Below are 21,725 nucleotides of genomic sequence, written 5' to 3'. Positions count from 1 at the left end.
GCACGGTGACCCAGGCGACCCTACGACAACTTCCTTTCCACGGGGACCCGTTCGTGCCCGAATTTCACCAGTTGGCCATGTCCCATCGGGGCGGCGTCACGGCCCGCATACTGGACCGAAGTGATCACCCGGGCCGGCGCCGACACGGCTGCGCCCGGGCAACGTCCCGTGCGAGGAGCCCAGTTGCCGTTCACCCTGAGCCATGCGGCCGCCATGCTGCCCGCCGTACGTCCCGACGGGACCGGCCGAGGCCGACTGGTTCCGGCCATGCTCGTGGCCGGTTCCTTCGCGCCCGACATGACCTACTACGCGGCGAGTGCGGTGTCCGGGGCGATGGAGTTCGGGGACGTCACGCACTCCTTCCCCGGCGTCTTCACGGTCGACGTGCTGGTGGCCTGGGCACTGGTCGGACTGTGGCTGCTGCTGCGCGAGCCACTGGTGGCACTGCTGCCCCCGACCTGGCAGCCACGCCCGGCCGCCCTGCTGCGGTGCGGGACGCCACGCGCGCGTGTACGACCGTCCCTGGTCGCGCGCTGGTACGTCTCCGCGGCCCTCGGCGCACTGACCCACGTGGTGTGGGACGCCTTCACGCATCTCGACCGGTGGGGCATGCGGCTGTTTCCCGTACTGGGCCGGGACTTCTCGGGCTTTCCTCTGTACTGGTATCTGCAGTACGGGGGTTCTGCGGTGGCCGCGGTGGTGATCGCGGTGTGGCTGGCACGTGCGTTGGCGCGGGTACCGGCGGAGGCACCGGGCACGGGCCCGGTGGGTGTCGCCGTGTTGTCGGTTCGGGATCGGTGGTGCGCCGGGGCGTTGATCGGCGGATGTGCGGTGGTGGGGGCCGCGCAGCGCGCGAGCAAGTGGTGGGCGTACTGGGGCTCGACGGCGAAGCCGTGGGAACTCATCCCGACGGTGTGCTTCGGGGCGGGCGCGGGGCTGGTGCTGGGCGTGCTGCTGTACGGGGTGGGGGTCAGGGTGTGGCGCCCGGCGCCGGCTGTCAGGGAACCGGAGCGGGTCAGCGCGGAGCCGTGCCGTCCGGGCGGTCGGTGAGGGTGCCGGCCAGCGCGGGGCTCGTGCTGAGCATGCTGCTCTACGCGGCGGGGGCCAGCGTGCGGCGCCCAGCGGCGGCCGTCGGGGAACCGGAGCCGGTCAGCGCGGAGCCGGGCCGTCCGGGCGGTCGGTGAGGGTGCCGGCGGTCACGATGAACACCGTGACGGTGCGTGCGGAGCGGCACCGGCGGACGCGGACGACGAACCCGGCCAGATAACTGCGGCCCAGTCCGGCCCACAGCCGCCAGGCGCGCGGCTCCGAGGGACCCGTTGCACGCCAGGGCAGTCGGCGCCGTAGGTCCGCCGCCGTGCGGCGCAGGACGACGGCGAGGTCGGTGGGGATGCGGGCGGTGCTTGCGCCGGCTGCGAAGGCCGGCACCGGCGCGGGTGGCTCGGCGGAGGCCACCTCGGCACTCGCCTGCGCTCTCGCCGGCCGGCGGTTGAGCATGCGTATACCCATGCCCGCATCCTGACGGGGCGAAGGCGGTGGGGGCCTTTTCGCGGGGGCCACCTGAGTGACGGGCCCTGCGGGGGCTGGGCCGGGGATGTTGCGGATCGGCCGGTCGCGGGTGCCTGGGTCGGTTCGGTGTCACGGGACTGCGGGACTGCGGGACTGCGGGACTGCGGGACTGCGGGACTGCGGGACTGCGGGACTGCGGGACTGCGGGACTGCGGGACTGCGCCGAAATGGTTGCCCGCCGCTGCGGCGGAGGGTCGGTCCCGGCACTGCCGGGTGCGGGCCTGGGCCGGGGATGTTGCGGATCGGCCGGTCGCGGGTGCCCGGGTCGGTCCGGTGCCGCGAGACTGCGGGACCGCGCCGGCACGACTACCCGCCGCTGCCGCGGAGGGCCAGTCCCGGCACTGCCGGATGCGGGCCTGGGCCCTGTCCCACCGCCGACTCCCGCGAACACGTCCAGCGGCGCCCGCAGGGACACAGCACCCGCCATCCCACAGCAGACGCCCCCCCAGGCGCACCCCCGCACGGAGAATGCGCCCGCCGCACTACCGGGCGCAAGCCAAGACCCCGCCCCCCGCCGGAGGCTAATGCGCAGCCGACTCCCAGTCCGCCCCCACGCCCACCGAAACCCCGAGCGGGACGTTCAGCTGGACTGCGTCGGACATTTCGCGGCGGACGATCTCCTCCACCGCCGCGCGCTCGCCGGGGGCGATCTCCAGGACGATTTCGTCGTGGACCTGGAGGAGCATGCGGGACGTGAGGTCCGCCGTCCGCAGTGCGCCGTCCACCTTGAGCATGGCGATCTTGACGATGTCCGCGGCGGTGCCCTGGATGGGCGCGTTGAGGGCCATGCGCTCGGCTGCCTCGCGGCGCTGGCGGTTGTCGCTGTTGAGGTCGGGGAGGTAGCGGCGGCGGCCGAAGAGCGTCGCCGTGTAGCCCGTCGCCCGCGCCTCGTCGACCGCCCGGCGCAGATAGTCCCGGACGCCGCCGAAGCGCTCGAAGTACGCGTCCATCAGGCCACGCGCCTCGCCCGCGTCGATGTTCAGCTGCTGGGACAGGCCGAACGCCGACAGGCCGTACGCCAGGCCGTACGACATGGCCTTGATCTTGCGGCGCATCTCCGCGTCCACCCCGGCGGGCTCGACGGCGAACACCTGGGAGGCCGCGGTGGTGTGCAGGTCCTCGCCGGAGGTGAACGCCTCGATCAGGCCCTCGTCCTCGGAGAGGTGGGCCATCACGCGCAGTTCGATCTGGCTGTAGTCGGCCGTCATCAACGACTCGAAGCCCTCGCCTACGACGAAGCCTCGGCGGATCGCGCGACCCTCGTCCGTGCGGACCGGGATGTTCTGCAGGTTCGGGTCCGTGGACGACAGGCGGCCGGTCGCGGCGACCGTCTGGTTGAAGGTGGTGTGGATGCGGCCGTCGGCGGCGATCGTCTTGATCAGGCCCTCGACGGTGACCCGCAGCTTCGCCTGCTCGCGGTGGCGGAGCATGACGACCGGCAGTTCGTTGTCCGTCTGGGCGGCGAGCCAGGCCAGGGCGTCGGCGTCCGTGGTGTAGCCGGTCTTGGTCTTCTTCGTCTTGGGCAGGCCCAGCTCGCCGAAGAGGACCTCCTGGAGCTGCTTGGGCGAGCCCAGGTTGAACTCGTGCCCGGCCGCCGCGTGCGCCTCCTTCACCGCCTGCTGGACGGCGCCGGCGAACATCTGCTCCATGGCCTCCAGGTGGGCCCGGTCGGCGGCGATGCCGTGCCGCTCCATGCGGGCGAGGAGGACGGAGGTGGGCAGCTCCATGTCCTGGAGCAGGTCCGCGGCGCCGACCTCCTCCAGCCGGCCCCGGAACGCCTCCCCGAGGTCGAGGATCGCGCGGGCCTGCACCATGAGGGCCTCGGCCTCGGCACCGTCGTCGGCACCGAAGGCGAGCTGCCCGTCGGCCGCCGCGGCGGGGGCCAGCTCGCGGCCCAGGTACTCCAGGGACAGCGCGTCCAGGTCGAAGGAGCGGCGGCCCGGCTTGACCAGGTAGGCGGCCAGCGCGGTGTCCATCGAGACACCGGCGACGCTCCAGCCGTGCTCGGCGAAGACCCGCATGGCGCCCTTGGCGTTGTGCAGGACCTTGGGGCGGTCGTCGGCGGCCAGCCAGGCCACCCATGCGCTCTCGTCGGCCTCGTCCAGCTGGGACGGGTCGAACCAGGCGGCCGGACCCTCGGCAGTGGCGAGGGCGACCTCGGCGACCGAGCCGGTGCCCAGCGCCCAGGTGTCGACCGTGGCGACGCCGAGCGGCTGCACGCCGTGCTCGGTGAGCCAGCCGGGCAGCTCGCCCGTGCCCAGCACCGTCCCGTCCACCTCCACGCCGGCGGCGGCCACCGGAGTCGCCCCGGCCTCCTCGCCGCCCGGGTCCACCGCGAACAACCGCTCACGCAGCGAGGGGTTCCTGATCTCCAGGGTGTCCAGGACCATCGCGACGGCCGTGCGGTCGTACGGAGCGCGCTCCAGGTCGGCGACCACCTTGGGCAGCTCTACCGTGCGCACCATCTCGGTCAGGCGGCGGTTGAGCTGGACGGACTCCAGGTGGTCGCGCAGGTTCTGCCCGGCCTTGCCCTTGACCTCCTCGACGCGCTCCACGAGTTCCGCGAACGAACCGAACTGGTTGATCCACTTCGCGGCGGTCTTCTCGCCGACCCCGGGGATGCCCGGCAGGTTGTCGGACGGGTCGCCGCGCAGGGCAGCGAAGTCGGGGTACTGCGCGGGCGTCAGCCCGTACTTCTCGAAGACCTTCTCCGGGGTGAACCGGGTCAGCTCGGAGACGCCCTTCGTCGGGTACAGCACCGTCGTGTTCTCGCTGACCAGCTGGAAGGAATCGCGGTCGCCGGTGACGATCAGCACCTCGAAGCCCTCGGCCTCGGCCTGGGTGGCGAGGGTGGCGATGATGTCATCCGCCTCGAAGCCGTCCACCGCGAACCGCGACGCGTGCATCGCGTCGAGGAGCTCGCCGATCAGCTCGACCTGGCCCTTGAACTCGTCCGGGGTCTTGGAGCGGTTCGCCTTGTACTCCGTGAACTCCTCGGAGCGCCAGGTCTTTCGGGAGACGTCGAAGGCCACCGCGAAGTGTGTGGGCTCCTCGTCACGCAGGGTGTTGGCCAACATCGACGCGAAGCCGTAGATCGCGTTCGTCGGCTGGCCCGTCGCGGTCGTGAAGTTCTCCGCGGGCAGCGCGAAGAACGCGCGGTAGGCCAACGAGTGCCCGTCCATGAGCATGAGGCGGGGCCGCTTGCCGCCGGAGGTCTTCTCGGTCTTCTTCGATGCTGTCTCTGCCACGACCCCGATCCTGCCACGAGCCACTGACACTCCGACCCCCGCACGCCCCGGTCGCCCTCCTGACAGCCTCGCTGTCACCGGCACGTGCGAGGATCGAAGTGGTGCCTCGCACATGTCTGTGAAGGGGTATCCCGCATGTGTCTGTGAAGGAGAGTGCGCGATGGCGACGAAGCCGCCCCAGAGCGACCCGGTCCAGGACGCGCCGCAGGTCGCCGAGCCGAAGCACGCAGCGGCGGGACTCCCCGCCATCGGGCACACCCTGCGCATCGCCCAGCAGCAGATGGGCGTGAAGCGGACCGCGCTGACCCTGCTGCGCGTCAACCAGAAGGACGGCTTCGACTGCCCGGGCTGCGCCTGGCCGGAGCCGGACCACCGGCACAAGGCGGAGTTCTGTGAGAACGGCGCGAAGGCGGTGGCCGAGGAGGCCACCCTGCGCCGGGTCACCCCCGAGTTCTTCGCCGCGCACTCCGTCGCCGACCTCGCGAACCGCAGCGGCTACTGGCTGGGCCAGCAAGGGCGGCTGACGCACCCCGTGTATCTCCCCGAAGGGGGCACGCACTACGAGCCGGTGAGCTGGGAGCGTGCCTTCGACATCGTCGCCGAGGAGCTCGCCGCCCTCGGCTCCCCCGACGAGGCGCTGTTCTACACCTCGGGCCGCACCAGCAACGAAGCCGCCTTCCTCTACCAGCTGTTCGCCCGGCAGCTCGGCACGAACAACCTGCCCGACTGCTCCAACATGTGCCACGAGTCGTCCGGTTCGGCACTGAGTGAGACGATCGGCATCGGCAAGGGCAGCGTCCTGCTGGAGGACCTCTACAAGGCCGACCTGATCATCGTCGCCGGCCAGAACCCCGGCACCAACCACCCGCGTATGCTCTCCGCCCTCGAGAAGGCCAAGGAGAACGGCGCCAAGATCATCAGCGTCAACCCGCTGCCCGAGGCGGGCATGGAGCGGTTCAAGAACCCCCAGACCCCGCACGGCATGCTCAAGGGCGCCGCCCTCAACGACCTGTTCCTGCAGATCCGCATCGGCGGCGACCAGGCCCTCTTCCGCCTCCTCAACAAACTGATCCTCGAGACCGAGGACGCCGTCGACCAGACCTTCGTCGACGAACACACCCACGGCTACGAGGAGTTCGCGGCAGCCGCCCGCGCCGCCGACTGGGACGAGACCCTCGCCGCCACCGGACTCACCCGCGAGGAGATCGAGCAGATGCTGCGCATGGTGCTCGCCTCGCAGCGCACCATCGTGTGCTGGGCGATGGGCCTCACCCAGCACAAGCACTCCGTGCCGACCATCCGCGAGGTCGTCAACTTCCTTCTCCTGCGCGGCAACATCGGCCGCCCGGGCGCGGGCGTGTGCCCGGTGCGCGGCCACTCGAACGTGCAGGGCGACCGCACCATGGGCATCTTCGAGCGCCCCGCACCCGCCTTCCTGGACGCCCTGGAGAAGGAGTTCGGCTTCGCACCGCCGCGCGAGCACGGCTACGACGTCGTCGAGGCCATCCGAGCCCTGCGCGACGGCCGGGCGAAGGTCTTCTTCGCCATGGGCGGCAACTTCGTCTCCGCCTCCCCCGACACCGAGGTCACCGAGGCGGCCATGCGGCGCGCCCGCCTCACCGTCCACGTGTCGACGAAGCTCAACCGCTCGCACGCCGTCACGGGCGCGCGTGCGCTCGTCCTGCCCACCCTGGGACGCACCGAGCGCGATCTCCAGGGCAGCGGCGAGCAGTTCGTGACCGTCGAGGACTCCATGGGCATGGTGCACGCCTCCCGCGGCCGCCTGGAGCCCGCGAGCACCCACCTGCTGTCCGAACCGGCCATCGTCTGCCGCCTGGCACGCCGCGTGCTCGGCGAGGACAGCACCGTGCCGTGGGAGGAGTTCGAGAAGGACTACGCCACGATCCGTGACCGCATCGCGCGCGTGGTCCCCGGCTTCGACGACTTCAACGCGCGCGTGGCCCACCCCGGAGGCTTCACCCTCCCGCACGCCCCGCGCGACGAACGCCGCTTCACCACGGCGACGGGCAAGGCGAACTTCACGGCGGCCCCCGTCGAGTACCCCGAACTGCCCGAAGGCCGGCTGCTGTTGCAGACCCTGCGCTCGCACGACCAGTACAACACCACGATCTACGGCCTCGACGACCGCTACCGCGGCATCAAGAACGGCCGCCGGGTCGTGCTCGTCAACCCCGACGACGCGCGGACGCTCGGGGTCGCCGACGGGTCGTACGTCGACCTGGTCGGCGAGTGGAAGGACGGCGTGGAGCGCAGGGCGAGCGGCTTCCGGGTCGTGCACTACCCGACGGCACGCGGCTGCGCGGCCGCCTACTACCCGGAGACCAACGTGCTGGTCCCGCTCGACGCCACCGCCGACACCAGCAACACCCCGGCCAGCAAGTCCGTCGTCGTACGTCTGGAACAATCGGCAACCGACTGAGCGTTTGCTCAGGCAGGCTGGACGAATGATCAGGACGAACGGAGCAGGGCCATGGGCGAGAAGCAGTACGTGAAGTTCCCGCAGGAGGTCATCGACGAGTACGCCGCACTCGGCGTCGACCTCCCGGCCCTCTTCTCCGCCGGACACCTCGGCACCCGCATGGGCGTCGAGATCATCGAAGCCTCCGCGGACCGCGTCGTCGGCACCATGCCGGTCGAGGGCAACACCCAGCCCTACGGACTGCTGCACGGCGGCGCCTCCGCCGTACTCGCCGAGACCCTCGGCTCCGTCGGCTCCATGCTGCACGGCGGCAGCTCCAAGATCGCCGTCGGCGTCGACCTGAACTGCACCCACCACCGAGGCGTCCGCTCCGGCCTGGTCACCGGCGTCGCCACCCCCGTCCACCGGGGCCGCACCACAGCCACGTACGAGATCGTCATCAGCGACGAAGACGGACGGCGCGTGTGCAGCGCACGGCTGACCTGCCTGCTGCGCGAGGTACCACTGCCCGCCGCCGGCTGACCGGTCCTCGCCTTTCTCCCACCGCACCCTGTCCCGGCGCGCCCGCCGCACCTACCGTTTCCCCCATGAGGCCCCGGACATGAGCGGCGTCGGCCCCGTCGAACCCGCCGACCCCACCGAGGCACACCCCCGCGGCGACACCCCCCACACCCCCCAGGCCGGGCCGCCACCCGACGTCATCGGCACCGACTCACCCCGCCTGACCGAACGTTGGCGCGCCCTGCCCCCACGCACCCGCACCACCGCACTCGCGACAGCCGCGGCCGCCCTCGCCGCCGCGGCCGTGTGGCTCCTGCCCGCACCACCCCCGAACACGCCACCCGACCGCCCGCCGACCCCCCGGCCCTCGGCCACAACCGCCTTCCACTACAAGGGACTTGCGGACAACCCCGGCGCCGCCACCAGCAGGAACTTCCTCTTCGACGTGTCCGTACACGACGGACCGCCCGTCACCGTCTCCGACATCGACGCCGCCCCCGCCGGCCTGCGCACCCGCACCACACCCCCGACGTCCTTCACCGTCCACGCCGGACGCCCCCACCACCTCACCGTGCGGATCACCGTCACCGACTGCACCGCACTCCCCCGCAACGTCAACCTCCCCTTCCTCGACGTAACGCTGCGTAACAAAAACGCAATACAGCAGTACAGTTTCATCTTCGGCGGCCGCTACTCCCGCGACCTCTCCGACCTCCTTCACACGGCCTGCGACGCCACCCGGGCACTCCCCCAGCCCCACGTCCAACGGGAAGTGCGGGTTCTCACGATGTGGACCCGACACCTTCCCGCCAAACCGGCCGAGAACGACCTTCACACAAGCTCATCTTCCGGCACGTCATAACAAGAAAGTCACAAGCCAGCCCACACCGATGCCGCCGCCAGACAGACAGGCTTAGAGTCACGCCCAGTCACCGCGCCGCCGGGCGCGTCTGCAGCACGGCCCAGCACCACCCCAGTACGGCCCGGCGAGATACACGGCAGCCCAGCAGGGCCGCCGGCGCCAGGGAGAGGATTCAACGTGCGACACCGTTCTTTGGTCATACTCACCTCCGTACTCACCACGGGCGCTCTCACGCTGACCGCCTGCGGATCGCGTGACGACGACAAGGGTGGGGACAGCGGCAGCAAGAAGACCGAGGTCATCATCGGCGTCGACGCACCGCTGACCGGCCAGAACTCCGCCACCGGTCTCGGCATCCAGGGCGGCGTCCAGGTGGCCGTCGACGACGCCAACAAGAACAACCTCGTCCCCGGCGTGACCTTCAAGGTCCAGGCGCTCGACGACAAGGCCATCCCCGCCAGCGGCCAGCAGAACGCCACCCAGCTCGTCAACGACGACAAGGTGCTCGGCGTCGTCGGCCCGCTGAACTCCGGCGTGGCCACCCAGATGCAGCAGGTCTTCGCCACCGCCAACCTGGTCGAGATCTCGCCGTCCAACACCGCTCCCGAGCTCACCCAGGGCAAGAACTGGCAGACGAAGAAGGTCCGCCCCTTCAAGACCTACTTCCGCACCGCCACCACCGACGCCCTCCAGGGCGGCTTCGCGGCCGACTACGCGTACAACACGCTCAAGAAGAAGAGCGTCTTCGTCGTCGACGACAAGCAGACCTACGGCGCGGGCCTCGCCAAGCTGTTCACGGCCGGCTTCACCAAGGCCGGCGGCAAGGTCGCCGGCACCGACCACGTCAACACCGGCGACACCGACTTCTCCGCCCTCGTCACCAAGATCAAGACCTCCAAGGCCGACCTGGTCTACTACGGCGGCCAGTACGACGAGTCCGAGAAGCTCACCAAGCAGCTCAAGGACGGCGGCGCCAAGATCCCGCTCTTCGGCGGCGACGGCATGTTCACCCCGACCTACATCGAGACCGCCGGCAAGACCTCCGAAGGCGACCTCGTCACCTCCGTCGGCCAGCCCGTCGACACCCTCGCCTCCGCCCAGGACTTCATCAAGAAGTACAAGGCAGCCGGCCTCAAGGGCGACTACGGCACCTACGGCGGCTACTCCTACGACGCAGCCACCGCCATCATCAAGGCCATTGGCAACGTCGTGAAGGACGGCAAGATCCCCAGCGACGCCCGCGCCCAGATCGTCTCCGAGGTCCAGAAGACCAAGTTCGACGGCGTCGCCGGCCCCGTCGCGTTCGACCAGTACGGCGACACCACCAACAAGCAGCTGACCGTCTACCAGGTCACCGACGGCAAGTGGAAGGCCGTCAAGAGCGGCACGTTCACCGGCTGACCCAAACCAGCCCGAACTGCCGCTAGCACCACCCCCAGGGCCGCGCGGCCGACCACCGTCACCGCGCGGCCCGTTCCACGCCCCTGCTCACTCCCCACCACATGGAGGCCATGCGGTGAACACCCTGCCGCAGCAGCTGGCCAACGGGCTGTTCCTCGGCTCGATGTACGGGCTGATCGCCATCGGCTACACGATGGTGTACGGCATCGTCCAGCTCATCAACTTCGCCCACGGCGAGATCTTCATGACCGGCGGCTTCGGCGCGCTCACGGTCTACCTCTACGTCCTGCCCAACGGCACATCCATGTGGATAGCCCTCCCAGCGATGCTCATAGGCGGCGGACTCGTCTCCGTCCTCATCGCCGTCGGAGCCGAACGCTTCGCCTACCGGCCACTGCGCGGCGCACCACGCCTCGCCCCCCTCATCACCGCCATCGGCCTCTCCCTCGCACTCCAACAGGCCGTCTTCAACTGGTACCCCAACGCCAAGACCGACCGGAACTTCCCCCAGATCGACGCCGGCCCCTGGCACCTCGGCTCCATCAACATCCAAAGCGGCTCCCTGTTCGTCATCATCGCCGCCCCCATCTGCATGGCAGCCCTCGCCTTCTTCGTCCGCCTCTCCCGCACCGGCCGCGCCATGCAGGCCACCGCCCAAGACCCGGACACCGCCCAGCTCATGGGCATCGACACCAACCGCATCATCGTGATCGCCTTCGCCATCGGCGGCTTCTTCGCCGCCGTCGCCGCCGTCGCCTACGGCCTGCGCTACGGGCAGATCAAATACGACATGGGCTTCCAGATGGGCCTCAAAGCCTTCACCGCCGCCGTCCTCGGCGGCATCGGCAACATCTACGGCGCCATGATCGGCGGCCTCGTCCTCGGCCTCGCCGAAACCATGGCCACCTCCTACATCGACGAAATCCCCGGCATGCAGCAGCTCGGCGGCGGCGGCTGGTCCTCCGTCTGGGCCTTCGTCCTCCTCATCCTCGTACTGCTCTTCAGGCCACAAGGCCTCGTCGGCGAACGCGTCGCGGACAGGGCGTGACCACCATGACAACCACCGAAAAGACCACGCCCACCACGCCGGACACCCCGCGCGGCCTCATCGCCCTGCCCCAGTCCGCCGCCCGCGTCCTCATCGCCCTCGGCGCCATCGGCACCATCGCCAGCACCTACATGAGCTGGACCTGGACCTCCGACTTCCCCGGAGACCTCACCTACTACGGCTCCCCCGCCGGACTCCAGATCCTCGCCCTCGTCGCCGGCATCCTCACCCTGCTCTTCGCCCTCACCCGCTGGAACATACGCGGCCTCACCTGGCTCAACCCGGCCGGCGCCACCGCACCCGTGTTCCTCGCCGCCGCATCCGCCTTCGCCGTCAGCTGGTTCACCGCCATCGCGATCGCGGTCGACCTCGGCGGTCTCGCCAACCTCGACCCCGGCGCCTACGTCGCCGCCGTCGCCTCCCTGATCGCCCTCCTCGGCGCTCTCGCACTGCCCAGCCCCGGCAACACACTCAAGGCCTGGATCAGCAAGCCCGACAACATCCCCCCCGCCGACCAACTCCCCCCCTGGGCCGAACGCCTCGTCATCACCGCGGCCACCGCCCTCGCCCTGACCGTCTTCGCCTACGGCATCGGAGTCGACCCCGACGCCAGCGAAACGTTCATCGGCTACCTCCTGCTCGTCATCTTCGGCACCTGGGCACTCATCGCCGCCGGCCTCGCCGACCGCTTCTCCACCCTCAACGCCCGGCACAAAGGATTCGCCACCTCCATGGCCTTCCTCGCCGCCGCACTCTTCCCCTTCGTCGAAAACAACGAACACAACGCCAACCTCGGCGTGAACATCCTCGTCGTCGCCACCGTCGCCCTCGGCCTCAACATCGTCGTCGGCCTCACCGGACTCCTCGACCTCGGATACGTCGCCTTCCTCGGCGTCGGCGCCTACGCCGCAGCCCTCGTCTCCGGCTCCGAGTTCTCCCGCTTCTCCGGCGTCCAATTCCCCTTCTGGGCCGCCATGCTCACCGGCATGGCCGCATCGCTCATCTTCGGCGTCCTCATCGGCGCCCCCACCCTGCGACTGCGCGGCGACTACCTCGCCATCGTCACCCTCGGCTTCGGAGAAATCTTCCGCATCACCGTCAACAACCTCGACGGCTCCTCCGGACCCAACATCACCAACGGCCCCAACGGCATCTCGATGATCCCCGACCTGGAGATCTTCGGCTTCAACCTCGGCAGCACCCACAGCATCGGCTCCATCACCATCGGCCGATTCGCCAACTACCTGCTGCTGATGCTGATCATCACCGCCATCGTCGTCCTCGTCTTCAACCGCGCCGCCGACTCCCGCATCGGCCGCTCCTGGATCGCCATCCGCGAAGACGAAACCGCAGCAACCGCCATGGGCATCAACGGCTTCCGCGTCAAACTCATCGCCTTCGCCCTCGGCGCCTCCCTCGCAGGCCTCGCCGGCACCGTCAGCGCCCACGTCGGCTACAGCGTCAACCCGGCGCCCTACCAATTCGCCGGCTCCGTACCGCCCAACTCCGCGTTCCTGCTCGCCGCAGTCGTCCTCGGCGGCATGGGCACCGTAGGCGGCCCCATCCTCGGCGCCACGCTCCTCTACCTGCTCCCCGAGAAACTCAGCTTCCTCAAGGAGTACCAACTCTTCGCCTTCGGCCTCGCCCTCGTCATCCTCATGCGCTTCCGCCCCGAAGGCATCATCGCCAACCGGCGCCGCCAACTCGAATTCCACGAATCAGAACAACTCGACATCCCCGAACAGAGCCTTCCCGACACCACCGTCGGCGTCACCAAGGCAGGGGCGTGACCACCATGACCACCACCACGGCCACCAGCCCCGTCCTCGAAGCCAGCGGCGTCACCATGCGCTTCGGCGGCCTCACCGCCGTACGCAGCGTCGACCTCACCGTCAACAGCGGCGAGATCGTCGGCCTCATCGGACCCAACGGCGCAGGCAAGACCACCTTCTTCAACTGCCTCACCGGCCTCTACATCCCCACCGAAGGCAAGGTCTCCTACAAAGGCACCGTCCTACCGCCCAAACCACACCTCGTCACCAGCGCCGGCATCGCCCGCACCTTCCAGAACATCCGGCTCTTCGCCAACATGACCGTCCTGGAAAACGTCCTCGTCGGCCGACACACCCGCACCAAAGAAGGCCTCTGGTCCGCCCTCCTGCGCGGCCCCGGCTTCCGCAAAGCCGAAGCCGCCTCCCGCGAACGCTCCATGGAACTCCTCGAGTTCATCGGCCTCGCCCACAAAGCCGACCACCTCGCCCGCAACCTCCCCTACGGCGAACAGCGCAAGCTCGAAATCGCCCGAGCCCTCGCGAGCGACCCCGGCCTGCTCCTCCTCGACGAACCCACCGCCGGCATGAACCCCCAAGAAACGCGGGCCACCGAAGAACTCGTCTTCGCCATCCGCGACAAGGGCATCGCCGTCCTCGTCATCGAGCACGACATGCGCTTCATCTTCAACCTGTGCGACCGCGTCGCCTGCCTCGTCCAAGGCGAAAAACTCGTCGAAGGCACCTCCGACGTCGTCCAGGGCGACGAACGCGTCATCGCCGCCTACCTCGGCACCCCCTTCGAAGGCGCCCCCGGCGAAGAAGAACTCGCCGAAGTCGAAGCAGCCGAAGCCGGCGGAGGAGCGCAGAGCACCACCAGCAAGGAAGGAACCGCCCCGTGACCGCACTACTCGAGGTCGAGGACCTCAAGGTCGCCTACGGCAAGATCGAAGCCGTCAAGGGCATCTCCTTCACCGTCGAAGCCGGCCAGATCGTCACCCTCATCGGCACCAACGGCGCCGGCAAGACCACCACCCTGCGCACCCTCTCCGGGCTCCTCAAGCCCAGCAACGGCCACATCCTCTTCGAAGGCAAGCCCCTCAAAGGCACCCCCGCCCACAAGATCGTCGCCCTCGGCCTCGCACACTCCCCCGAAGGCCGGCACATCTTCCCCCGCCTGACCATCACCGAAAACCTCCAACTCGGCGCCTTCCTCCGCAAGGACAAAGAAGGCATCGAAAAGGACATCCAGCGCGCCTACGACCTCTTCCCCATCCTCGGGGAACGCCGCAAACAGGCCGCAGGCACCCTGTCCGGCGGAGAACAGCAGATGCTCGCCATGGGCCGCGCACTCATGTCCCAGCCCAAACTGCTCATGCTCGACGAACCCTCCATGGGCCTCTCCCCGATCATGATGCAGAAGATCATGTCGACCATCGTCGAGCTGAAGTCCCAGGGCACAACGATCCTGCTCGTCGAACAAAACGCCCAGGCAGCCCTCTCACTCGCCGACCAGGGCCACGTCATGGAAGTCGGCAACATCGTCCTCTCCGGGACGGGCCAGGACCTCCTCCACGACGAGTCGGTCCGAAAGGCCTACCTCGGCGAAGACTGAGTCCCCACCGCGTTTGCCGTACGACGAGGCCCGCGCCCCTGAAACAGGGACGCGGGCCTCGTTATGCGCTTGGGTCCTCGAGGTCAGCCCTTGGCCGCCTTCTTCTCGTCCGCGTCCAGAATGACCGCCTCCGCGACCTGCTGCATCGACATCCGCCGATCCATGGACGTCTTCTGGATCCACCGGAACGCAGCCGGCTCACTCAACCCGTACTCGGTCTGCAGAACCGACTTCGCACGATCCACCAGCTTCCGCGTCTCCAGACGCAGCGTGAGGTCGGCGACCTCGTTCTCCAGCTCCTTCAACTCCGTGAACCGGGAGACCGCCATCTCAATGGCCGGCACGACATCACTCTTGCTGAACGGCTTCACGAGGTAGGCCATCGCACCCGCGTCCCTGGCTCGCTCCACAAGGTCGCGCTGCGAGAACGCGGTAAGCATCAGCACCGGAGCGATCCGCTCCTCGGCGATCTTCTCGGCCGCCGAGATGCCGTCGAGCTTCGGCATCTTCACATCGAGGATCACGAGATCCGGCCGGTGCTCACGGGCGAGCTCGATGGCCAGCTCACCGTCACCGGCCTCACCGACGACGCTGTAGCCCTCCTCCTCCAGCATCTCTTTGAGGTCGAGACGGATCAGGGCCTCGTCCTCGGCGATGACGACACGGGTCGTCAGCGGAGGCACGTGCGACTTGTCGTCGTCGGGCGCGTCTACGGGCTGGGGCGACTCGGGGGCGGTCACGGGGGCTCCTTGTTCAGGGCAGGGGTGCTGCTGACAAGAGCCTACCTAGCTGCGGTAAGGTGGGTGCGCGAGGGGTTGCAGTTCTCCTTCCTTTCGAAGGCCCCAGTACTCCAACCGGTTAGAGAGGCCGCTCTCAAACAGCGGACAGTGTGGGTTCGAATCCCACCTGGGGCACTTTTCCTTAGATTCCAAGGTTGACCCAAGAAGCGGATGTTCCCGTTCTCGTGAACATCCGCTTTTTGCTGCACGCCACTCCGGCCGCTCGCACAGAGTGTCCACATGATCTTCCACGGAACTGAGGTTCGACAAAGGGCCCTGGCATTACTCCGCAACGGCGCGAAGAACGCAGAGGTCGCCCGCGAGTTCAACGTGCCGCCAGGCACCATCTCGTACTGGAAGCACCTCGATCGCGCGAAACGCGGCGAATGCCCCGGGGGGCACGATCCGAAGTGCCCTCAGTGCGATGGACGAGACCTCGACACAGCTGCATACAGCTACTTGCTCGGGCTTTACTTGGGCGACGGCCATATCAGCCACCACTCCGCGCACCGCGTACCCAACCTCATGATCACGTGTGCTGACTCTTGGCCCGGGCTCATGGATGACTGCGAACGAGCCATGCGCTCAGTGTTCCCCGACAACTCCGTCTGCCGCGTCCGCAAGATCGGCTGCCGCAACGTGAAGGTCTACTCCAAGCACCTGTACTGCCTCTTCCCCCAGCACGGCCCCGGCAAGAAGCACGAGCGCTCCATCACCCTCGAACCTTGGCAGCAAGCCATTGTCGACGCCCACCCGTGGGAATTCATCCGCGGCCTCATCCACTCCGACGGCTGCCGCATCACCAACTGGACCACCCGCCTCGTAGCCGGTGAACGCAAACGCTACGAATACCCGCGCTACTTTTTCGCCAACAAGTCGGACGACATCCGGAGGCTCTTCACCAACACACTCGACAAGGTCGGCGTCGAGTGGACCACGCTCGCCCGCGGCAGCGACCCGTTCAACATCTCCATCGCCCGCAAAGCCTCCGTAGCCCTGATGGACACCCACGTGGGCCCCAAGTACTAGCCGCCCAGCGCAAGCTACTTGGGGCTGTCGTCCTCCCCGATGTGATGCACCCGCACCATGTTCGTCGAGCCGGACACCCCGGGCGGCGACCCCGCCGTGATGACCACGACGTCGCCCTTCTGGCAGCGGCCGTACTTCAGCAGCAGCTCGTCCACCTGGGAGACCATCGCATCCGTGGAGTCCACGGCGGGGCCGAGGAACGTCTCCACGCCCCACGTCAGGTTGAGCTGCGACCGCGTTGCCGGCTCCGGGGTGAAGGCCAGGAGCGGGATCGGGGAGCGGTAGCGGGACAGGCGGCGGGCTGTGTCGCCGGACTGGGTGAAGGCGACCAAGAACTTGGCGCCGAGGAAGTCGCCCATTTCTGCTGCCGCGCGGGCGACCGCGCCGCCCTGGGTGCGGGGTTTGTTGTGTTCGGTCAGGGGCGGGAGGCCCTTGGCGAGGATGTCTTCCTCGGCCGCCTCGACGATCTTCGCCATCGTCCGGACGGTCTCGATGGGGTACTTGCCGACGCTGGTCTCGCCGGAGAGCATCACGGCGTCCGTGCCGTCGATGACGGCGTTCGCGACGTCGCTCGCCTCCGCTCGTGTCGGGCGGGAGTTGTCGATCATCGAGTCGAGCATCTGTGTGGCCACGATGACCGGCTTGGCGTTGCGCTTTGCCAGCTTGATCGCTCGCTTTTGGACGATGGGGACCTGTTCGAGGGGCATCTCCACGCCCAGGTCTCCGCGGGCGACCATGATGGCGTCGAAGGCGGCGACGATGTCGTCGATGGCGTCGACGGCCTGGGGTTTTTCGACCTTGGCGATGACGGGGAGGCGGCGGCCTTCCTCGTCCATGATGCGGTGGACGTCTTTGATGTCGCGGCCGCTGCGGACGAAGGAGAGGGCGATGACGTCGAAGCCGGTGCGCAGCGCCCAGCGCAGGTCGGTTTCGTCTTTGTCGGAGAGGGCGGGTACGGAGAGGGCGACTCCGGGGAGGTTGAGGCCTTTGTGGTCGGAGACGATGCCGCCTTCGATGACGGTGGTGTGGATGCGGGGGCCGTCGATGGTGGTGACTTCGAGGCAGACTTTGCCGTCGTCGACGAGGATGCGTTCGCCGGGGGTGACGTCGGTGGCGAGGCCGGGGTAGGTGGTGCCGCAGGTGTGGCCGTTGCCTTCGGCGCCTTCTTCCACGGTGATGGTGAAGGTGTCGCCGCGTTCAAGGAGTACGGGGCCTTCGGTGAAGTGGCCGAGTCGGATCTTCGGGCCCTGAAGGTCGGCGAGGGTTCCGACGCTGTGGCCGGTTTCGTCGGAGGCCTTTCGTACGTGTTGGTAGCGCTCCTCGTGTTCGGCGTGGGTGCCGTGGCTGAGGTTGAATCGGGCGACGTCCATTCCGGTGTCGACCAGGTCTTTGATCTGGTCGTAGGTGTCGGTGGCGGGCCCGAGGGTGCAGACGATTTTTGCTCGGCGCATGGTGTGAGCCTAGGCCTTACCGGTGGGTAGCGAATTGGTGGTGCGTGACTGCTCAACAACCTTTGGGTGAAGGGTCGTTGACAAGTATTGAATTGTGCGCGGACGTGCTCTGATGAGCATTCGAACGGCCTTGTGTATGTGGATATTGCGGTGCCGGTGTTCAGAGCTTCAGAGCTTTAGAGCTGTGGTGGGGCCATGGTGAATCGGGCGTTGACTGCGGCGAAGATTCGTTGGCGTTGGGGTTCGAGGTCGAGTGCTGCCGGGGTGTCTTCGGCGGCTGCGCCGTAGGCCATGGAGCGCATGCGGGTGCCGGGGGCGGGTGGGTAGGGGTGTGCGTCTTCGGCTCCGATGTCGGCGAGTTCTACGAGTGCGGCGAGTGTGGTGCCGAGTGCTTCGGCGTATTCCCTGGCTCGTTGGACTGCTTCTTTGACTGCTTGTTGGCGGGCTTGGCGGTGGGTGGGTGAGTCGGGTCTGAGGGCCCACCAGGGGCCGTCGACTCGGGTGAGTTCGAGGTCGGCGAGGCGGGTGGTGAGTTCGCCGAGGGCGGTGAAGTCCGCGAGTTCGGCGGTGATGTGGACGCGGCCGTGGTGAGCGTGGATGCGTTCGCCGCGGCCGTGTTCTTTGAGTTCGGGGGTGATGGAGAAGGAGCCGGTTTCGAGGTGTTCGACTGCGTCGCCGTATGTCTTGATGAGGTCGAGGGCGGTGGTGTTGCGGCGGGTGAGGTCGTCGAGGGCGGCGCGGCGGTCTTTGCCGCGGGAGGTGACGGTGATGCCGATGCGGGCGATTTCGGGGTCGACTTCGAGGCGGGCTTCGCCGCGGACGGCGATGCGGGGGGCGTCGGGGGTGCCGTAGGGGACGGCGGGGTGGGAGTCGTCTGTGGGAGGGGTGGTCATACGTCCAACTCTGTCACTCCTTGGCTGTTTTCGGGCTGGGGGTGGCGGGGTTGGGTCATCAGATCGAAACCTGCGGGGTCTGTTGTCTCTTGCCGTGTCCGGGTCAGAATCTACGCGCGTTGTTGACCGTTCCTCTAGGAGATCCAGACATGCCCTTGAACCGTCGGAAGTTCCTGAAGAAGTCGGCCGCGACCGGGGCGGGGGTGGCGCTGGCGGGTGCGGTGGCGGCTCCGGCGGCCGAGGCTGCGGAGGCGAGGAGGCCTGTGAAGCGGTACTCGTTCACTGTGATGGGCACGACCGATCTGCACGGTCATGTCTTCAACTGGGACTACTTCAAGGACGCGGAGTACGGCGACGCGGCCGGCAACGCGATGGGGCTGGCGCGTATTTCGACGCTGGTGAACCAGGTGCGGGCCGAGAAGGGCCGCTGCAACACGCTGCTGCTGGATGCGGGCGACACGATTCAGGGCACTCCGCTGACGTACTACTACGCGAAGGTTGATCCGATCACCGCGAAGGGTGGTCCGGTGCATCCGATGGCGCAGGCGATGAACGCGATCGGGTACGACGCCGCGGCGCTGGGCAACCACGAGTTCAACTACGGCCTGGAGACGTTGCGGAAGTTCGAGGACCAGCTGCATTTCCCGCTGTTGGGTGCGAATGCGCTGGACGCGAAGACGCAGAAGCCGGCTTTCCCGCCGTATTTGATGAAGACGTTGCGTGTTCCGGGTCTGCCGCCGGTGAAGGTTGCGGTGCTGGGTCTGACGAATCCGGGTATCGCGATCTGGGACAAGGCGTATGTGCAGGGGAAGTTGACGTTTCCGGGGCTGGAGGAGCAGGCGGCGAAGTGGGTGCCGAAGCTGCGGGCGATGGGTGCGGATGTCGTGGTCGTGTCGGCGCATTCGGGTTCGTCGGGGACGTCGTCGTATGGTGATCAGTTGCCGTATGTCGAGAATTCGGCGGCGTTGGTGGCTCAGCGGGTGCCGGGGATCGACGCGATTCTGGTCGGGCACGCGCATGTGGAGATACCGGAGTTGAAGGTCACCAATGAGCAGACGGGCAGGACGGTCGTGTTGTCGGAGCCGTTGTGCTTCGCCGAGCGGTTGAGCCTGTTCGACTTCGAGTTGGTGTTCAGCAAGGGCCGGTGGGAGGTCGAGTCGGTGGCCGCGTCGTTGCTGAACTCGAAGTCGGTCGCGGACGATCCGAAGATCACGAAGTTGTTGTCGGACGAGCATGCGAAGGTCGTCGAGTACGTCAACCAGGTGGTGGGTACGGCGACGCAGGCGCTGACGACTCTCGAGGCGCGGTACAAGGATGCGCCGATCATCGATCTGATCACCAAGGTCCAGGAGGACGTGGTGAAGGCGGCGCTGGCGGGCACTTCGTTTGCTTCGCTGCCGGTCATCGCGCAGGCGTCGCCGTTCTCGCGGACTTCGGAGATTCCGGCGGGTGAGGTGACGATCCGGGATCTGTCGGGTCTGTATGTGTACGACAACACGCTGGTCGCGAAGTTGATGACGGGTGCGCAGCTGCGGGCGTATCTGGAGTATTCGGCGGAGTACTTCGTGCAGACGGCGGCCGGTGCGGTGGTCGACGTGGAGAAGCTGACCAATGCGAACGGCCGCCCGGACTACAACTACGACTATGTGTCGGGGCTCGGGTACGAGATCGATGTCGCTCAGGCGGCGGGGTCGCGGATCAAGAACCTGACCTATGGCGGTGCCGCGCTGGATGACGCGCAGCAGTTCGTGCTGGCGGTGAACAATTACCGTGCCAATGGTGGTGGTGCGTTCCCGCATGTGGCGTCGGCGACGGAGGTGTGGTCGGAGTCGACGGAGATCCGGACGCGGATCGCGGAGTGGGTGACGGCGAAGGGTGTGCTGGATCCGAAGGACTTCGCGTCGGTGGACTGGAAGTTGACGCGGGACGGAACCCCCGTGTTCTAGAGGTCCAGCAGGGTTACGTCGACGGCGTCGGCGATGGCTTTCGCGCCGGCGTCGTTGACGTGGAGGCCGTCGCCGGCGTTGAACTCGGCGCGGATCCGGGCGGGTTGGTCCGGGTCCGCGACGGCGGCGGCGATGTCGACGACGGCGTCGAAGGGGTGGTCGGGGCCGCGGAGCCAGTCGTTGACCTGGCGGCGTACGGCCTGTCCCTCGGGGGTGTCGACGCCGTCGTAGATGGTGCCTTCGTACGGGCCGAGGGTGCCGCCGATGGCGATGAGTCCGGCGGTGTGGATGCGGTCGGCGAGGGCGGTGAGGCCGGTGATGAGGTCGTCGGCGGTGGGGAGTTGGCCGGTTTCGGGGAAGGCGATGGCGCCGGGCAGGCCGATGTCGTTGAGGCCGACGTGGATCAGGACGTGGCTGGCGCCGGGTACGTCGAGGACGTCGTGGTCGATGCGGGAGAGCAGGTGTTCGCCGACCTCGTCGGTGAGCAGGCGGTTGCCGGAGATGCCCTGGTTGACGATCCAGCCGCGGGTGAGGCGGCGGCCGAGTTGGGCGGGGAAGCTGTTGTCGTTGCCGGGGGTGGTGGCCGCGCCCTCGATCCAGGAGTCGCCGAACGCGACGGCGATGCGGGTGTCTTCGGGGGCGAGGACGTCGACGCCGGTGAGGAAGTGGCCGAGGGGCAGCTCCTCTGCGTCGTCGAGGACTTCGGCGGAGATCTGGTTGCCGTCGGCGGCGTGTCCGGTGTCGTAGGGGACCGCGGAGTATGTGGTCGGTCCTGTGTCGCCGGGCAGGTAGAGGCTGATGGTGAGTTCTTCGCCTGCGCTGATGGGCAGTTCGACCGGGTCGCTGATGATTTCCTCGCCGACGGGGACGGTGGCCGTTTCGGCGCCCAGGAAGCGCAGGGGTGTGTCGCTGGTGGGGTCGATGCGGCTGCCGTGGGTGCGTACGGCCAGGTGGGCGCCGCCGATTTCGAGGGGTTCTTTGCCGTAGCGGTTGCTGAGGCGCACACGGAGCGCGTCACCTCCTCCGGCCAGCCGCAGGGTCTGCCTGATGGTCTGGTCGGTGAAGGAGCGGGGTTCGAAGAGGTGGAAGCCTTCGTGGGGGTTGATGACGGCGGTGCGGTGGGCTGCGATCCAGGTCGTGGTCATGGCGGGCCAACGCCTCCGCCGCCGGGGTT

At 68.1% G+C, this 21,725-nt stretch carries 17 protein-coding genes and 1 tRNA gene; 12 read left to right on the top strand and 6 right to left on the bottom strand.

Translation table 11 applies throughout. The features are described from left to right. Positions 1-183 precede the first annotated feature (183 nt). A complete protein-coding gene (locus OG303_RS36380) occupies positions 184-1,050 on the top strand; it encodes a DUF4184 family protein (protein ID WP_405873844.1) in 867 nt (288 codons plus the stop codon). Between the two features lie 99 nt (positions 1,051-1,149). On the opposite strand, the gene OG303_RS36375 is transcribed toward OG303_RS36380, so the two are convergent. Both OG303_RS36375 and polA read right to left on the bottom strand, forming a co-directional pair. Then, positions 1,150-1,509, bottom strand: a complete 360-nt coding sequence (locus tag OG303_RS36375; protein WP_405873843.1) for a hypothetical protein — start codon at positions 1,507-1,509, stop codon at positions 1,150-1,152. Between the two features lie 581 nt (positions 1,510-2,090). Then, positions 2,091-4,817 (bottom strand): DNA polymerase I, encoded by a 2,727-nt coding sequence (gene polA / locus OG303_RS36370; RefSeq protein WP_405873841.1) that lies wholly within the window; start codon positions 4,815-4,817, stop codon positions 2,091-2,093. A gap of 160 nt (positions 4,818-4,977) precedes the next feature. Between polA and OG303_RS36365 the strand changes: the two genes are divergently transcribed. The 8 genes from OG303_RS36365 (at position 4,978) to OG303_RS36330 (ending at position 14,453) form a co-directional block, all read left to right on the top strand. Continuing rightward, positions 4,978-7,257: an FdhF/YdeP family oxidoreductase gene (locus tag OG303_RS36365; protein ID WP_405873839.1), complete on the top strand. Its 2,280-nt coding sequence runs from the start codon at positions 4,978-4,980 to the stop codon at positions 7,255-7,257. Between the two features lie 51 nt (positions 7,258-7,308). Then, on the top strand, positions 7,309-7,779 hold the full coding sequence (locus OG303_RS36360; protein ID WP_405873838.1) for a PaaI family thioesterase: 471 nt from the start codon (positions 7,309-7,311) through the stop codon (positions 7,777-7,779). Between the two features lie 79 nt (positions 7,780-7,858). After that, entirely contained in the window at positions 7,859-8,620 is a 762-nt protein-coding gene (locus OG303_RS36355; RefSeq protein ID WP_405873836.1) for a hypothetical protein, read from the top strand. Between the two features lie 177 nt (positions 8,621-8,797). Beyond that, a complete protein-coding gene (locus tag OG303_RS36350; protein ID WP_405873835.1) occupies positions 8,798-10,021 on the top strand; it encodes a branched-chain amino acid ABC transporter substrate-binding protein in 1,224 nt (407 codons plus the stop codon). Between the two features lie 115 nt (positions 10,022-10,136). Next, entirely contained in the window at positions 10,137-11,069 is a 933-nt protein-coding gene (locus tag OG303_RS36345; RefSeq protein ID WP_405873833.1) for a branched-chain amino acid ABC transporter permease, read from the top strand. Between the two features lie 5 nt (positions 11,070-11,074). Beyond that, positions 11,075-12,859, top strand: a complete 1,785-nt coding sequence (locus OG303_RS36340; RefSeq protein WP_405873831.1) for a branched-chain amino acid ABC transporter permease — start codon at positions 11,075-11,077, stop codon at positions 12,857-12,859. After that, the gene (locus OG303_RS36335; protein ID WP_405873830.1) at positions 12,856-13,740 is read left to right on the top strand and encodes an ABC transporter ATP-binding protein; all 885 of its coding nucleotides are present in this window, start codon (positions 12,856-12,858) and stop codon (positions 13,738-13,740) included. The genes OG303_RS36340 and OG303_RS36335 overlap by 4 nt, the downstream gene beginning before the upstream one ends. Continuing rightward, a complete protein-coding gene (locus OG303_RS36330) occupies positions 13,737-14,453 on the top strand; it encodes an ABC transporter ATP-binding protein (RefSeq protein ID WP_405873828.1) in 717 nt (238 codons plus the stop codon). Before OG303_RS36335 ends, OG303_RS36330 begins: the two co-directional genes overlap by 4 nt. An 83-nt stretch (positions 14,454-14,536) precedes the next feature. Here OG303_RS36330 and OG303_RS36325 read toward each other — a convergent pair whose 3' ends face one another. Continuing rightward, positions 14,537-15,193 (bottom strand): ANTAR domain-containing response regulator, encoded by a 657-nt coding sequence (locus OG303_RS36325; protein ID WP_405873827.1) that lies wholly within the window; start codon positions 15,191-15,193, stop codon positions 14,537-14,539. A 99-nt stretch (positions 15,194-15,292) separates the two neighbouring features. On the opposite strand from OG303_RS36325, the gene OG303_RS36320 reads away from it, so the two are divergent. Next, positions 15,293-15,367, top strand: a tRNA-Leu gene (locus OG303_RS36320). A 105-nt stretch (positions 15,368-15,472) separates the two neighbouring features. Then, positions 15,473-16,261, top strand: a complete 789-nt coding sequence (locus tag OG303_RS36315) for a helix-turn-helix domain-containing protein (protein WP_405873826.1) — start codon at positions 15,473-15,475, stop codon at positions 16,259-16,261. Positions 16,262-16,275: 14 nt separating this feature from the next. Here OG303_RS36315 and pyk read toward each other — a convergent pair whose 3' ends face one another. Together pyk and OG303_RS36305 are read right to left on the bottom strand one after the other, a co-directional pair. Then, positions 16,276-17,712 (bottom strand): pyruvate kinase, encoded by a 1,437-nt coding sequence (pyk, locus tag OG303_RS36310; protein WP_405873825.1) that lies wholly within the window; start codon positions 17,710-17,712, stop codon positions 16,276-16,278. A gap of 176 nt (positions 17,713-17,888) precedes the next feature. Further along, the gene (locus OG303_RS36305; protein ID WP_405873824.1) at positions 17,889-18,605 is read right to left on the bottom strand and encodes an SIMPL domain-containing protein; all 717 of its coding nucleotides are present in this window, start codon (positions 18,603-18,605) and stop codon (positions 17,889-17,891) included. A 149-nt stretch (positions 18,606-18,754) separates the two neighbouring features. Here OG303_RS36305 and OG303_RS36300 point away from each other — a divergent pair, with 149 nt between their 5' ends. Beyond that, on the top strand, positions 18,755-20,551 hold the full coding sequence (locus OG303_RS36300) for a bifunctional metallophosphatase/5'-nucleotidase (RefSeq protein WP_405877664.1): 1,797 nt from the start codon (positions 18,755-18,757) through the stop codon (positions 20,549-20,551). Here OG303_RS36300 and OG303_RS36295 read toward each other — a convergent pair. Next, positions 20,548-21,696, bottom strand: a complete 1,149-nt coding sequence (locus tag OG303_RS36295; RefSeq protein ID WP_405873823.1) for a GDSL-type esterase/lipase family protein — start codon at positions 21,694-21,696, stop codon at positions 20,548-20,550. The genes OG303_RS36300 and OG303_RS36295 overlap by 4 nt on opposite strands. Positions 21,697-21,725: the final 29 nt, after the last annotated feature.

This window comes from Streptomyces sp. NBC_00005 (assembly GCF_045160215.1).
Taxonomy (GTDB): Bacteria; Actinomycetota; Actinomycetes; order Streptomycetales; family Streptomycetaceae; genus Streptomyces.
This window is presented reverse-complemented; position numbering and strand designations above follow the sequence as displayed.

Bases quoted from the DNA above. Each gene is read 5' to 3' on its own strand.
- OG303_RS36295 (WP_405873823.1), bottom strand. From the start codon at position 21,696: ATGACCACGACCTGGATCGCAGCCCACCGCACCGCCGTCATCAACCCC.
- OG303_RS36355 (WP_405873836.1), top strand. From the start codon at position 7,859: ATGAGCGGCGTCGGCCCCGTCGAACCCGCCGACCCCACCGAGGCACAC.
- OG303_RS36375 (WP_405873843.1), bottom strand. From the start codon at position 1,509: ATGGGTATACGCATGCTCAACCGCCGGCCGGCGAGAGCGCAGGCGAGT.
- OG303_RS36300 (WP_405877664.1), top strand. From the start codon at position 18,755: ATGCCCTTGAACCGTCGGAAGTTCCTGAAGAAGTCGGCCGCGACCGGG.
- OG303_RS36315 (WP_405873826.1), top strand. From the start codon at position 15,473: ATGATCTTCCACGGAACTGAGGTTCGACAAAGGGCCCTGGCATTACTC.
- pyk (WP_405873825.1), bottom strand. From the start codon at position 17,712: ATGCGCCGAGCAAAAATCGTCTGCACCCTCGGGCCCGCCACCGACACC.
- OG303_RS36360 (WP_405873838.1), top strand. From the start codon at position 7,309: ATGGGCGAGAAGCAGTACGTGAAGTTCCCGCAGGAGGTCATCGACGAG.
- OG303_RS36305 (WP_405873824.1), bottom strand. From the start codon at position 18,605: ATGACCACCCCTCCCACAGACGACTCCCACCCCGCCGTCCCCTACGGC.
- OG303_RS36365 (WP_405873839.1), top strand. From the start codon at position 4,978: ATGGCGACGAAGCCGCCCCAGAGCGACCCGGTCCAGGACGCGCCGCAG.
- OG303_RS36340 (WP_405873831.1), top strand. From the start codon at position 11,075: ATGACAACCACCGAAAAGACCACGCCCACCACGCCGGACACCCCGCGC.